This is a genomic window from Ktedonobacter racemifer DSM 44963, assembly GCF_000178855.1.
In the GTDB taxonomy this organism is placed as follows: domain Bacteria; phylum Chloroflexota; class Ktedonobacteria; order Ktedonobacterales; family Ktedonobacteraceae; genus Ktedonobacter; species Ktedonobacter racemifer.
Genome location: NZ_ADVG01000005.1, coordinates 929,587 through 943,280, shown reverse-complemented (window position 1 = coordinate 943,280; position 13,694 = coordinate 929,587). Strand labels below are relative to the sequence as shown.

The window sequence follows — 13,694 nt, the reverse complement described above, 5'->3', positions numbered from 1 at the left end:
GGATATTCACCTTCCTGGTCGTTTTGGCTCTCTATTCTCTCTCCGTGTGCTCATTGCGGTAACTCACTCCGCCTTTCGTACTTCGCGGCTTCTGGTTCCCTTCTTGTTGCGCCATCCAGGAGCGTCGAAGGCGTAGGATAGCCACAATGCAGAAACCAGCCGAGCGCATCGGCAGGAGTAATGCGAGGCAATATCTCAATGATCGCGTCTTGGAGCGCCTCGCGCGTACGAGCGCCGACCCGTCGCAAGATCGTTTTCAATTTGGAAAACGCTCCCTCTATCGGGGAGAAATCAGGCGAGTAGGCAGGCAGAAACAGGAGTTGGCATCCTCGGGCTTCGATGGCCTCTTTGACCCGAGGCCCCAGGTGTATCGAGAGATTGTCCAGGATCACGATCTGGCCTTCGCGCAAGCTGGGAGCCAGGATTTGCTCGATGTAGGTCTCAAAGGCGGCGGCATCAGCTGCGCCATCCAGCAGCATCGATTCGCCCATGCCTTGCACCGACAACGAGGCAATTAATGTCAAATTCGCCCCGTAGTTGCGGGGAACCGTACCGATGGCCCGCTTTCCTTGCGGAGCATAGGCATACAGCGGCGTCATGTTGATCCGCGAACCCGTCTCATCCACGATGACCAGATCTTGGGTGGGCAACTGCTTGGCTTGCTCCTGCCAGACGGCGCGTTCCGCTTCATCCTGTTCGCTGGCTCTCAGAATCTTTTTTTTTCGCGTCCAGCCTAAAGCCATTCTGGCACGGCTGATGGAAGCGGGGCTGACCTTGGTGCCGGTCCTGGCTTCCCACATCTGGCAGTGCTGCTCTCGGGTCGCATCGGGGTTGGCCTCTAACTGGTCGAGCAAGCCAGCCTGCAAGGCCGCTCCTTTGATGCTGGGACGACCAGGGATTGGTTGGGGCAAGACATGCCCCCTCTCTCGTCGCGCTTTGAGATAGCGTTTGATGGTGGCGGTGGAAATGGCAAACATCTCTGCAACTTCGGCCTGCTTTTTTCCTTGGCCGATGGCTCGCAGCACGCGTTGACGTAGGTCTTGAGAATAGGCTTTCACGCAGACAGTGTATCATAGATCAACCCTTCTGGACACCGCTGTAGAGATGGCTGAGAATGCTGAGGTTGGATGCGCTTCTCTCGTTTGCCTCTCTCACTCAATATTTTGGAGAAACGATTTAGATTTCTTCGACCTCTAGAGCGAAATGAGGAAGATGTGAGTTATAGCGCTTCTTCTTTTTGTCTCTCTCACTCAATAGTAGCGACACAATCTCTATGATGTCTGGTACCAGAACGAGAGACACAAGAAGAAGTGAATGAGCATCAAGGATCAGGGGAGATAGACCTATCTTTCTCAAGAATCTCGGTATTGTCAACTTGTTCGAAGCTGGATGAAGGATTGATGGGGAAGAACGAGGAAAAGCGTGAAAGGTTCATGAGAAGTGGAGAGGTTGGTATGGTTATGCGACCTGCTTGACTCCAGTCACCCGCGTTTCATTGCTGAAATCGGCTCTGTAAAATGGCACGGTATGTCCCGGCAGTCAAGCGGTGACGTCGCGGTTGGAAATGCTCAGTGATGGAATTGAATGCCGAGAGAAACCGTTGCGCGTGTTGTGCTGATGTGAATTTGCGCATCTTCTTCTCTCGTCGTCGCGTGGGCTGATGCGAATTCTCTGCTCGGTTGTTGAGTCGCTTGTGCTGCCGATGCTCCACGCCAGGGAGGATCTCATGTTTTGCTGCACTATAGCTCTTGAGCTTATCAGTGATGATCACGCGTGGGATGTATTGGAGTCCTTGAGGAGTTTGCGCAAGAAGCGTTTCGCTGCTTTTTTGTTCTGTCGGCTTTGCACGAGAATATCTAGCACACTGCCATGCTGATCGACCGCTCGTCACAGGTAGTGCTTCTTGCCTTTGATTATGAGCACGACTTCATCTAGGTGCCATTTGTCCCCACAACGAGGGCGACGACAGCGTAATTCATTGGCAGAGGATTGATCAAATTTGAAACACCATTGCCATACTGTTTCCTAGGTGATGGCGATCCCACGCTGGGCCAGAAGTTCCTCAACATCGCGAAAACTGAGTGAGAAGCGGTAATACAGCCACACCTCGTGGCTGATGATTTCAGGCGGGAAGCGGAACCCTTTGTAATCAAGTACAATGGTATTTGTTTTCATGATGTTATTCTAGCACAGTGTTCAGCTACGTTACCAAGTTGACAATACCCCTTTGCGCAATGCGTGTACATTGATCTGCAATATCCATTTTGTTGAGTCTTGACAGGAATGGAAAATAAATGTATGCTTTTTGCAAGCGCTTCCAAAAAGTTTTCAAGGAATTGCATATGCCTGTAAGTTTGATTGAAATTGCTGAGAAAGCTGGGGTGTCCCTCGCGACAGCATCCCGTGCTCTTAACGGCAAAGATGGTGTGAAGCCAGAGACACGTGAACGGGTCCTTGCCGTGGCGAAAGAGCTGGAGTATTCGGCGAATATGGCAGCACGTATGCTGGCCACATCGCGTACAGAGACCATCTGTTATGCTGTGAATCAGCGTCGGGCTCCACTGGATGTCGATCCGTTTTATCCAAATATCATGCATGGTGTTGAAGCAGAGTTGAGCCGCCATGGTTATCATCTCTTGCTGAGCACTATTGGTGATGAGCATAAGAGCATCGCAACATTTAAACCAATCGCCGAAAATCGGGTGGATGGGGTGATTTTAGCGGGACCAGATATCCCCCCGCGTTTCATTTTGGAACTGAAACAGCGGGGAATCCCTCTGGTCCTCGTCGATAATATGCTCTTAAATACTTCCATTGACACGATCAATAGTGACGATATTCAAGGGGCATACAAAGCAACAACGCACCTCATCGAGCATGGACATCGAGATATTGTCGCATTACTGGGGCCAGAGAACTGGGCCAGCTCTGCTCACCGTGGGCAAGGCTACACCAATGCTCTCGTTGCGGCAGGTCTCACCCCTCATCTCTTTCATGCCGAAGATACCACTTCAGAGACTGGTCATGTATTGCTGAAAGAGGCTCTGAACACCATTCCCAACCTTACAGCGATCTTTGCGGTCAATGATGCCGTCGCCTTAGGAGCACTGCATGCTTTGCAGCAATTACAGCGCCGTGTGCCAGAAGATGTTGCACTTATAGGTTTTGACGACACCTATTTTAGCGCGCTTAGTACTCCTCCACTTACAACGGTGAAAGTTTTTACACATGAGATGGGAAAGCTTGCGGCTCGCCGTCTGCTCACTATTCTGGAGGAAGAGGAAGACACATATCCGACTGTGCAGGCACAACTCGCGGCTGAACTGGTGCTGCGCCGTTCATGTGGATGCGCTTTTCGCGGCTACTGATTTCATCGTATATGCCGATGGAAGACCTTATCGCAGCATTGTTGCATGTGAATATACCACAAGGAGGAATCAGCAGTGAAGCTGACAAAATTACTCTGGGGTTCATTACTTCTTCTCATCGTGTGCCTTCCTTTGGCCGCCTGCGGTGGAGGAAGCACCGGCGATGCGAAAAACCTTACCTTCTGGTCAGCGGCCAATCCCCCACAGCAGGCCTTCTGGACAGAAATGGCTAAAGAGTACATGGCACAACACCCTGACATCAAAATTTCGGTCAAGGCTATTCCAGAAAACCCCACGTCAGAGGCAAGCATTCAGGCAGCGTTAGCGGGCGGTACAGCACCAACTGCTTCGGAGAATATTTTTACTGGCTTTGGAGGTCAGTTACAAAGCTCCCAAGCTATCGTACCTCTCGACCAGATGCCCGGATGGAATGATGTCATCAAGGCCCGCCACATGGAGAAGACCATTGCGAGCTGGAAATTTGGTGATGGCCATACCTACATCCTGCCCATGTATACTAATGCCATGCTCTTTGGGTGGCGTATGGATATTCTCAAGCAGATCGGCTATAATGAACCGCCCCGCACCTATAGCCAGGTCATCTCTATGGGCCAAAAGCTCAAGCAAAAATTTCCTGATAAATTTGTTTGGGCACGTGACGCACTCGTGAAAGATACCTGGTACGAACGTTGGTTTGATTTCTTCAGCATTTATGATGCTGCCAGTAATGGACAGAACTTCATCTCTGGAGGCAAGGTTACCGCCAATGAGCAGGCCGCGGTCAACTCCCTGTCCTTCTTGAGGGATCTATCTCAGAATAAACTCCTTCTGACACAGACGCAGACCGATGCCTTCGAAACAGGCCTCAGTGTCATGGATATTATTGGTCCCTGGCGTTTTGCCACCTGGCAGCAGAAGTATCCGAACCTCAAACTCAACGACACCTACGTCTTGACGCCGCCACCAGTTCCCGATGCCATGGCAAATAGCCAGGACATCAAAACGTTTGCCGACGCGAAGGGTCTTGTGATCTACAAGCAGGCCTCTTCTGAGCAGCAGAATGCAATCTGGGAATTTGTCAAGTGGGTTCTCTCAGACCCACAACATGATCTGCAATGGCTGCAAACAACAAGCCTTCCCTCGGCGCGTGATGATTTGAGCACAAACGCAACCTTCAAACCGTTCTTTGACAAAAATCCAGAACTCGTCAAGTACGCTGAGAATATTCCAAATGCTGTGCCGCCAATCACTGCATCGAAGTACACGGATATACAGGTGTCACTGGGGGACCAGGCAGTCATTCCGGTGGTCAAGGGGGACGCTACTCCGCAGCAGGCATGGAATAGCTGGAAAACCGCTGTTCAACCTATGCTGAACCAGTAAGAGCCTCTTTGCGATTGAAGTGATGTTCGCGTAAACAATCTACGGGTAGGTATCTAGCATCTACTGGATATCCTACCCGCAGACAGAAATACCTGCCGCATATGGCACAGATATCCCCCGAAAAGATACTCACTACGGGGCATGGCAAGAGCGCCAACCACACTGTTCCCTCCTGGAGCCAGGACAGGGTATCTCCCGACTTTCTTTTTGTACTCACTGGGTGCCCTTTTAACGCTCAAACCTATTCAGTGTCGAAGTGAAGGAGAATTATGATGGCACATGCGCAAAGCGAACAGGGAGTAGCCATACCTTTGGCTTCATCGGCAACTACTGTTCGTACAGTCAATTCTAAAACTTCATCAACCCATCGTTCAAAGGGCAACTGGTTATATATTATCGCCGTACCAGTACTGCTCATTATGATTTTGCCTTATGTGTATCTCCTTTTCCAGTCTTTTGCTCCCTGGGATCAGGTCAATAAGGCGTTTTTTCCCAACGCGCTTACCCTGCGCTCGTATCAGTGGATCTTGAGTGGAGGGGGCTACACTTCACTCCCATTGGTCAATGCCTTGCTGAATAGCTTCCTGGTGACGATCGTCGATAGTATCAGCGTTGTTGTTATCGGCGCTGTCGTTGGGTATGCGCTTTCCATCCTTGACTTTCGCGGAAAGCGTTTCATCAATAGCTTTATCCTTTTTCAAATGTTCTATCCGGCCATCATTCTTCTTGTGCCGACATTTCTTATTATACGTTTTGCGGGCCTATACAACACATACTGGGCAATGATTATTCCGAAACTGGTCAGTTTGTGGGCGATTTTCATGTATACCAGTTTCTTTCGTTCGACTCCTCTCGAATTGATTGAAGCCGCACGTCTGGATGGTGCAAACAATTTCTCCATCATTTTTCGTATTATGATCCCTATGGCACGCTCAATTAGCACGATCATCTTTCTGTTCGTCTTTATGGAGCGCTGGACTGAGCTCATGTGGGATATCATTGTTGTCAAAGAGCCAACCAGGCAAACGCTCAATGTGCTGCTCAGCTCCATGTTTGGCCCTTATGGCGCGTATCCTGGACCACTCTATGCTGCGGCCGCTCTCCTCACGTTCCCGATTCTTCTCTTATTCATTCTGTTTAGCCGTAACTTTGTCAATGGTGTGCAACTGGTCCTGCGCTAAGAACAGCATCAGAGAAAGAAAGGAGCGATGACGATGAGCACAATACCTGTTACTGTGAAAAAACAAGCAGCCAAAAAGGAGCTTCAGGGGTGGTTACTAACCAGTCCCTATCTTCTCTTTACGCTTATCTTCTTTTTCATTCCACTGCTATGGAGCCTCTTTCTGGTCTTCCAAAATTGGAACCTGATCTCGCCTACCCCAACATTTGTCGGATTGGCAAATTTTCAGGAAGCCTTGGCCAGCCCACGTGTCTGGCAGGCCTTTCTGGTTTCCTATAAATTCCTGGTACTCTTTATCCCGCTGGTGCTGGCGGCTGCTATCGGGCTTGCGCTGATTCTCCATCTTGTTCCGCGCTTTAAGCCTCTTTTCGCCGTTGGCTTTTTCTTACCGTACCTGGCCTCAGGCGTCGTCACGTCGTTAGTTGTTCGTGGCTTTCTTTCCTACGATAGCCCACTGAACTCCTTTCTCCGTGCGACTTTTGGCACGTCCCCTGACTGGCTGGGGGATGGAACACTGGCAACGCTGGTCATCGTGCTCATGATGGTGTGGAAGTTTGCCGGGTACTATTCGCTCATTTTTTTATCCGGGTTGCAGGGCATCCCTATCGAAATCTATGAAGCGGCCTCTATTGATGGCGCCAATGCCTGGACGCGTTTCTGGCGTATGACACTGCCAATGCTTTATCCTGCTTTCTACACGGTCATTATTCTGGCGGTTGGCTTGATGTTCTCCATCTTTACTGAGCCATTTACATTAACAAATGGTGGTCCACAGATGGCGACCCAGACCTGGCAGTTAGAGATTTATTATCAAGCATTCAACCAGTTCCGCTCGGGATATGGAGCGACGATTGCGCTACTCAATGCGGTCGCGACCTTCATCTCCATCATACTTATCCGCCGTATTGTTGAGGCATGGGGCCATCGCTATGGGTGGGACTAACCTTCTTACAGCTTTTTATGCAACTGGTTAACGCTATGTACAAGTCGTTTGCTTAAACCCTCGCGCCTGCGGCGCTCGCCCAGGTTGTAGGTGTGGTGCTCCTTGACTGCCACAGGCAGCCAAGGGGCACCACACCTACAACCAAAGAACCTGAAAATAAGGAGCAAATTAAAATGATAGATAAAGCGAAACGTTTCTCTCAAAATCCTCTCTTGCGGCCTGAAGATGTCAGGCCCAGTCTCGATGGGATCGTTATCGAATGTCTCCTGAATCCGGGGGCATTTACGTTCCAGGGCAAGACCTGGCTGTTGCTGCGCGTTGCGGAGCGCCCAGAACAAGCAGACGATACCGTAAGCGCACTGGTCATTGATCCTTCCGCAAAAGATGGTTTGCGTGTCCTTTCCTGCCAGAAAGGTGATCCCGATCTGGTGTATGAGGAGGATCCACGTAGCTTTGTGTACCAGGGAAATACCTATCTTACGACGCTTTCCCACCTGCGGCTCGCTTCAAGCGAAGATGGCATCCACTTTCAGGTCATGCCTACACCCACGCTCATCGGTGAGGGCGAACTGGAAACCTTTGGTATCGAAGACTGTCGCGTGACGCAAATTGGAGGACACTACTACCTGACCTATACGGCTGTCTCGAAGTGGGGGTATGGGGTTGGTATGATAAGCACGGAGGATTGGCAGCACTTTACACGTCACGGGATGATTTTTCCTCCTAATAATAAAGATTGTGCCCTCTTCCCAGAGAAAGTTGGCGAGCGCTATTTCGCGCTCCACCGCCCAACGCTGGGTGAAACCGGGCTTGGTGGCAATAATATCTGGATCAGTACATCCCCTGACCTCTTACATTGGGGTGAGCATACTTGTCTGCTGACAACGCGCCCTGGCATGTGGGACTCAGCACGAGTAGGCGCTGGGGCCGCACCAACCCGTACTGAGGCTGGTTGGCTCGAACTGTATCATGGAGCCGATGAACAAAATCGCTACTGCCTGGGTGCTGCATTGCTTGATCTTGATGATCCCACAAAAGTGATAGCGCGTTCCCAGAAACCACTTATGGAGCCGCTTGCGGAATACGAGATTAACGGCTTCTTTGGGAATGTTGTTTTCACCAATGGCGTCATCGAAAACGGGGATACGCTGACCGTGTACTACGGTGCTTCTGACCTGGTTGTCTGCGGTGCGACCTTCTCGATCAAAGAAATTCTTGACACGCTTCGCTAGAAATGGGGTATTGCTAAGATGAAACCTCTTGGCCTGGGTATCATTGGATATGGTGGCTTTGGCGAGTTTACCGCAGAGGCCTATGCTGCCATGTCCCAGGTACGTATTGTTGCTATTACTGATGTTGCGCCCTCGCGCAGAGAAGAGGCCGCCAGGCATTTCCATGCCTGGGCATATGCAGACATTGATCAGCTACTTGCCGATCCGGATGTTGATATTGTGACGATCGCCACGCCGCCCTGGCTACATGTTCCTCAAGCGCTAAAAGCTATTCATGCGGGCAAACATGTCTTTCTTGAAAAGCCTCTTGCGACCACACTCACGGATGCGGATGCCCTTGTAAGCGCAGCCAAAGTACATGGTGTACAAATTCAGGTGGATTATGTCCTCCGCTATGTTCCCTTATATACTACCCTGCTGGCCCTAGTGCGAAGCAAGCTCTTAGGTGAGGTGACCTACATTCGCCTGGAAAACACAGCCTCAAACGAGGCGCTCCATCCACAGCACTGGTTTTGGGATCGCTCCCGCAGTGGTGGCATCTTCATTGAGCACGGGGTTCACTTCTTTGATCTGTGCAACCAGCTTGTTGAAAGCAAGCCTATTCTCGTATCCGGCAATGCACACACAGCCTCCGGTGGCAGACAAGATCGGGTCATGTCGTCGGTTTCCTACGCCAGTGGTGCGCTTGCTCATTTTTATCATGCGTTCGACCGCCCGGCTATTCTGGAGAAAACGGTGCTTCGCGTGGTGATGGAACGAGGAACAGCAACGGCGTATGGCTGGATCCCAGATCGGCTGGATATAGAGGGATCGCTTGCTTCAACCGACTATCCTGCCCTGACGCATCTCCTGCAAACAGAGCTCGACATACAGACCATGCCTGCGCCAGAAGGGATTACAGGCGCGACGGCAGGCCAGTTGGTACATACAACGCTAACACGGCCCGATCGCACCGAGGATTATGCGAATGCCATTCGCGAAGGCATGACTGACCTTGTTCGCTCCATTCAGGAGCCAGGCTACACGTCAGAAGTTACGCTGCAAGATGCCTATGAGAGCTTCCGACTGGCGTTCCTCTCCCAGCAATCCATTGAGCAAGGTCATAGTATAAAAAGTTGACCATGGCCCACCTTTGTGGAGGGAGTAAACTCGAAAGAGAGAGCTTCCCAAAGGAGCGTGAGTATCATGGCAAAAGAGCAAAAAAAGTATCCGAAAGAATTTAAGGTGGAAGCGGTCCACCTGGTCCAAACAGGTCAGAAGTCACAGGCGCAAATTGCCCGCGACTTGGGTGTGGCGGACAGCACCCTCTCCACCTGGCGCAAGGAGTTGGAAGAACACGGCCCCAACGCCTTTCCTGGCAGTGGACATCAGACGCCACTGGAAGAAGAGAATCGTCAATTGAAGCGTGAAGTGAATAGCTTGCGTCAAGAGCGTGATATTCTAAAAAAAGCTATCGGCATCTTTTCGCACGTCCCTCGGTAACGTATGCGTTTATCGCGCAGCATCAGGGCAAGTACCCGATCACGGTGATGTGCCGCGTGCTGGAGGTGTCTGTCAGCGGCTATTACGCCTCACGACATCGACCTGTCAGTCAGCACCAGCGAGAAGATGCCAAGCTTGCCGCCCAGATCCAAAGCCTTTTTGTGCAGCATCGTCGGGTCTACGGAAGCCCGCGTATTCATGCTGCATTGAAAGCCGAGGGAGTACGATGTGGCCGCAAACGTGTTGTGAGACTCATGCAACAACTGGGGCTGTGTGCCAAGCCTCGCCGACGGTTCAAGCCCAAGACCACGCAGAGCGATCCCACAGCTCATGTTGCTCCCAATGTGCTGGGCAGAGACGTTACCGCTCCCTGCCCCAACGCCAAATGGGTGACCGATGTCACAGCCATTGCGACGGCAGAGGGGTGGCTCTACCTGGCCGTCATCTTGGATCTGTTCTCTCGCATAGTGGTGGGATGGGCCATGGCCCCAAACGAAAATGAGCACCTGGTCACGCTCGCGTTGCACATGGCGCTGACTCGCCGACATCCGCAACCTGGTCTGCTTCACCATTCTGACCGAGGCAGCGAATACAGCAGTCAGGGCTACCAGGCATTGCTTGCGGCCCAGGGCATTGAGGTGAGCATGAGCCCCACAGCCAATTGCTACGATAACGCGGCCATGGAGTCCTTCTTCGACACACTCAAGAGTGAATGCGTGAATTGTACCCACTTCGCCACTCAAGAGCAGGCCAGAGTCACCATTTTCGAATACCTGGAGTGCTTTTACAACCCAATACGTCTGCATTCCACGTTACGGTACGTGAGTCCGCTTGTCTATGAACAAGCCTTTACACCATCGTTGAGATAACCCACTTCAGGATCTCCACAAATCTGGGTGACGCTCAGGCCCACGCCATTGCACGCCTGGGAGGCTACCTCGACCGCAAGAGCGATGGTCTCCCTGGATGGCAGACGTTATGGAAAGGATGGATGCGGGTGATGGACGTCTTGGAGGGCGTTCATCTCGCCGCTCTTCTCTATCCTTCATGACTTGTGTGTAAGTGTAAGGCCTATAGGCGTGGGGGACTTCACTATGATGACGACAATACCACTGGAGCTGTTGAGGCGCGTACGATGAGTGTTGGTGTGAAACGCATGAACGTAGGTCTGCCTTCGGGCAACTTTTGGAGCTGAAGATAAGTAGCGATCAGGTGTATTGCCTGTTCGCCAAGGATGCGAGCTGGTTGCTGGACGGTAGTGAGGGAGGGATGAAGTAGGGCGGCGAGAGGAATATTATCATATCCAACGATTGAAAGCTGTTCGGGAACCGTGAGGCCGGCTTCCTGAGCTGCGATAATAGCGCCTATCGCGACCAGGTCGTTGTAGGCAAGAATGGCAGTAGGATAGGAAGCTCGCTCTGGTGGCGCTACCTTCGATCCTGTTGGTAAAAGATGACGCGTCGCTTCTCTTCCTCCATCGAGTGTAGGCCTGGCTGGCACAATGTAGTTTTCTGGAATGCTGATGCCGGCCTCTGCGCATGTCGCGCGAAACGTGGCGAGACGGCGTTGATAGACCTGCGCGGTCGTGATACCTCCAATGTAGGCGATCTGGCGATGTCCCAGATCCACAAGATGCTGCATCGCAGCTCTGATTCCCGCTTCCTGGTCGGTTTCCACTGTCCCGATGCTCGTTGAAAGTGGCAGGTGATTAATGAGAACAGTCGGGATGCTCACTTGCATCAGTGGGAGTAGGCGCTGTTCCGGTAAGCATGAGGCGCAAATGATCAATCCATCAGTCTGGCGCTCTTCAAGTAAACTCAAAATCTGTGCTTCACGTTCAGCATCTTCTAGCGTATCGTAGAGTAGTATGTTCAATCCATGCGTGAATGCCGTTTCTTCGATTCCCCGCACAATCTCTGCGTAAAATGGGTTGGTGATATCGGCAATGATGAGTCCAAGCGTTCCTGTGCGCCGTATCGCGAGATTACGTCCCAGCGCGCTGGGCTGGTAGTTTAGGTGCGCAATAGCTTCAAGTACGCGCCGCCGCGTTGTTTCTGATACGACTGGACGGTTATTGATCACACGCGATACAGTGGCGGGAGAGACGCCCGCCATTTGCGCGACATCATCAATTGTTGCTGCCTCTTCAGCGGCTGGTAATTTCTCATGCGTTGCGTTGATTTTCTTCGTCATGAATCTGAACTCATTGCCTTCCTAATCGCTTCACTGTATAGTGCCGCGTCTCAACTTACCGCCCTATTCTATCTCATTTTTCTTCCAACGTCATTACTCCCCTTCGATAACATTGACAGCTTGCTACTGTCGATGTTATAGTTCTACAATACTTTCATGAAAGTTTCTGAAAGGCATTGCTGCAAAGCATTGAAAGGAGAGATATGAAAGCATAATTTCGGCTTCCGTAGCTCTACTACTAGCTTTTGTAGGGAGATCAGTTCCCCTGATCACTGTTGTGTGTAATTATCCGTGTAATATAAGCAGATGAAGCGAATGCGTAAGTGCTGGACGGCAACGATCGCCGTTATGTCACTCATGTGAGCGCGATTTTGAATGGAGGCTATCTGGATGTCAGTATTTGATTGGATTGTCCTGGCACTCTACTTCTTGCTTATGGTCGCTATTGGTATCTGGTCCCATCGCCAGGTCCACAACACAAGCGATTACTTTACCGCAGGCGGAAAGATGTCGTGGTGGCTCGCCGGCATCTCACACCACATGTCCGGCTATAGCGCTGCTGTTTTTGTTGCCTATGCTGCCATCGCATATACCTATGGCTTTACCCTTTACGTTTGGTGGGCCTTTGCCATTAGTGTAGCCGTAATCGCGGGCGCGTTTATCATTGCTCCTCGCTGGTCACGTCTCAGGCAAAGACTGCATATTATCTCACCGATGCAGTACCTGGCAACGCGTTACAATATACCAACGCAGCAGTTGCTGGCGTGGAGCGGCACGTTGCTGAAAGTCTTTGACGTGGGTGCGAAATGGTCTGCCATCGCGATTATCCTGAACGTGTACACCAGCCTGCCTCTGGCGGTAGGCATTCTGATCTCCGGCGGTGCTTCGCTGATCTATGTCACTGTTGGTGGCTTATGGGCCGATGCGCTGACCGATTTTGCTCAGTTCATTGTACAGCTGGTTGCCGGCATTGTACTCTTTGTGATTGTGCTGGCGAAACTGGGAGGGGTAACTGCTCTGGGTGGAATGTGGAATCAGCTTCCGCCTAGCCACCATGCGATCTTTGGTGGCCCATATACCATCTGGTTTGTCCTGGCGTATCTCCTCATTAATTTTTTAAGTTATAATGGCGGCACCTGGAATCTGGCACAGCGCTTTATCGCGGTTCCCAGCGGCTCTCAGGCGCGCAAGGCTGCTATCCTATCGGCAGTGCTCTACCTTGTCTGGCCTATTATCCTGTTTTACCCGATGTGGGCTGCCCCCATCCTCTTCCCGCGCCTGTCAGATCCCTCTCAGGCCTATGCCATTATGTCTCGCGCCCTCCTGCCTCCTGGTCTGATTGGTTTCGTGCTTGCTGGCATGTTCGCTCATACGATGGCGATGACTTCCTCGGATGCGAATGCTATCTCAGCGGTCGTAACCGGCGATATCCTGCCATTCCTTTCACGAAGGCTGCGCAATCTGTCCGGTGAAGGTACACTGCGCGCAGCACGCATCGTTACCTTTATCTTTACGGTTTTGAGCATGATCATCGCCCTGGAATCGAACCTCTTTGGGGGGGTCATCGGGCTGATCGTGACGTGGTTTGCCGCGCTCGTCGGGCCAATTTCGATTCCCATGCTCTTTGGATTGCTGCCAGCCTTTCGTCGTTGTGGCCCGGCTGCGGCGATTATCTCCTGGGCGGGCGGCATTATCGCTTTCGGCATCATTAAGTATGGCTTTACCAATGATGTTGCCGCTACGGTGTCCCTGCCTGTTCTTGTATCCATCATCCTCTATGTCGGCATCGGGCTCATAAGCGGTCGTGCCAACCCCGATACGGTCGCGTTCGTCAATTCGCTCAACAGCGAGGACGGCGGTGAGCGGGGAGCGGAACCAGAGCTGGTAGACGCGAAACAGCTCTAGCCCGCTAT

The 13,694-nt window shown here is 51.7% G+C and carries 10 protein-coding genes and 2 pseudogenes; 9 read left to right on the top strand and 3 right to left on the bottom strand.

The features are described 5' to 3' along the window. Nucleotides 1-50: 50 nt before the first annotated feature. Both KRAC_RS58105 and KRAC_RS80770 read right to left on the bottom strand, forming a co-directional pair. Nucleotides 51-1,058 (bottom strand): IS630 family transposase, encoded by a 1,008-nt coding sequence (locus tag KRAC_RS58105; RefSeq protein ID WP_052569430.1) that lies wholly within the window; start codon nucleotides 1,056-1,058, stop codon nucleotides 51-53. 400 nt (nucleotides 1,059-1,458) lie between these two features. Beyond that, nucleotides 1,459-2,175, bottom strand: a pseudogene (locus tag KRAC_RS80770) (IS6 family transposase). A gap of 167 nt (nucleotides 2,176-2,342) precedes the next feature. Here KRAC_RS80770 and KRAC_RS58095 point away from each other — a divergent pair. The 8 genes and pseudogenes from KRAC_RS58095 (at nucleotide 2,343) to KRAC_RS75075 (ending at nucleotide 10,639) form a co-directional block, all read left to right on the top strand. Next, the gene (locus KRAC_RS58095; protein ID WP_007923046.1) at nucleotides 2,343-3,368 is read left to right on the top strand and encodes a LacI family DNA-binding transcriptional regulator; all 1,026 of its coding nucleotides are present in this window, start codon (nucleotides 2,343-2,345) and stop codon (nucleotides 3,366-3,368) included. Nucleotides 3,369-3,449: 81 nt separating this feature from the next. Next, the gene (locus KRAC_RS58090; protein WP_040448844.1) at nucleotides 3,450-4,751 is read left to right on the top strand and encodes an extracellular solute-binding protein; all 1,302 of its coding nucleotides are present in this window, start codon (nucleotides 3,450-3,452) and stop codon (nucleotides 4,749-4,751) included. A gap of 272 nt (nucleotides 4,752-5,023) precedes the next feature. Beyond that, nucleotides 5,024-5,932: a carbohydrate ABC transporter permease gene (locus KRAC_RS58085; RefSeq protein ID WP_007923044.1), complete on the top strand. Its 909-nt coding sequence runs from the start codon at nucleotides 5,024-5,026 to the stop codon at nucleotides 5,930-5,932. A gap of 33 nt (nucleotides 5,933-5,965) precedes the next feature. Beyond that, nucleotides 5,966-6,874: a carbohydrate ABC transporter permease gene (locus KRAC_RS58080; protein WP_007923042.1), complete on the top strand. Its 909-nt coding sequence runs from the start codon at nucleotides 5,966-5,968 to the stop codon at nucleotides 6,872-6,874. Nucleotides 6,875-7,050: 176 nt separating this feature from the next. Next, entirely contained in the window at nucleotides 7,051-8,106 is a 1,056-nt protein-coding gene (locus KRAC_RS58075) for a glycoside hydrolase family 130 protein (RefSeq protein ID WP_040448837.1), read from the top strand. Between the two features lie 18 nt (nucleotides 8,107-8,124). After that, nucleotides 8,125-9,225, top strand: coding sequence for a Gfo/Idh/MocA family protein (locus KRAC_RS58070; protein WP_007923040.1), 1,101 nt, complete (start codon nucleotides 8,125-8,127; stop codon nucleotides 9,223-9,225). A gap of 66 nt (nucleotides 9,226-9,291) precedes the next feature. Then, nucleotides 9,292-10,457, top strand: a pseudogene (locus tag KRAC_RS58060) (IS3 family transposase). Continuing rightward, on the top strand, nucleotides 10,445-10,639 hold the full coding sequence (locus KRAC_RS75075; RefSeq protein ID WP_083815304.1) for an IS4 family transposase: 195 nt from the start codon (nucleotides 10,445-10,447) through the stop codon (nucleotides 10,637-10,639). Before KRAC_RS58060 ends, KRAC_RS75075 begins: the two are co-directional and overlap by 13 nt. Nucleotides 10,640-10,680: 41 nt before the next feature. On the opposite strand, the gene KRAC_RS58055 is transcribed toward KRAC_RS75075, so the two are convergent. Then, complete coding sequence (locus KRAC_RS58055; RefSeq protein WP_007923037.1) at nucleotides 10,681-11,781, bottom strand: LacI family DNA-binding transcriptional regulator; 1,101 nt, start codon at nucleotides 11,779-11,781, stop codon at nucleotides 10,681-10,683. Nucleotides 11,782-12,171: 390 nt separating this feature from the next. Here KRAC_RS58055 and KRAC_RS58050 point away from each other — a divergent pair, with 390 nt between their 5' ends. Then, nucleotides 12,172-13,686: a sodium:solute symporter family protein gene (locus tag KRAC_RS58050; protein ID WP_007923036.1), complete on the top strand. Its 1,515-nt coding sequence runs from the start codon at nucleotides 12,172-12,174 to the stop codon at nucleotides 13,684-13,686. Nucleotides 13,687-13,694: the final 8 nt, after the last annotated feature.

Coding starts and splice junctions, on each gene's coding strand:
- KRAC_RS58055 (WP_007923037.1), bottom strand. CDS start 11,781: ATGACGAAGAAAATCAACGCAACGCATGAGAAATTACCAGCCGCTGAA.
- KRAC_RS58095 (WP_007923046.1), top strand. CDS start 2,343: ATGCCTGTAAGTTTGATTGAAATTGCTGAGAAAGCTGGGGTGTCCCTC.
- KRAC_RS58080 (WP_007923042.1), top strand. CDS start 5,966: ATGAGCACAATACCTGTTACTGTGAAAAAACAAGCAGCCAAAAAGGAG.
- KRAC_RS58085 (WP_007923044.1), top strand. CDS start 5,024: ATGGCACATGCGCAAAGCGAACAGGGAGTAGCCATACCTTTGGCTTCA.
- KRAC_RS58070 (WP_007923040.1), top strand. CDS start 8,125: ATGAAACCTCTTGGCCTGGGTATCATTGGATATGGTGGCTTTGGCGAG.
- KRAC_RS58050 (WP_007923036.1), top strand. CDS start 12,172: ATGTCAGTATTTGATTGGATTGTCCTGGCACTCTACTTCTTGCTTATG.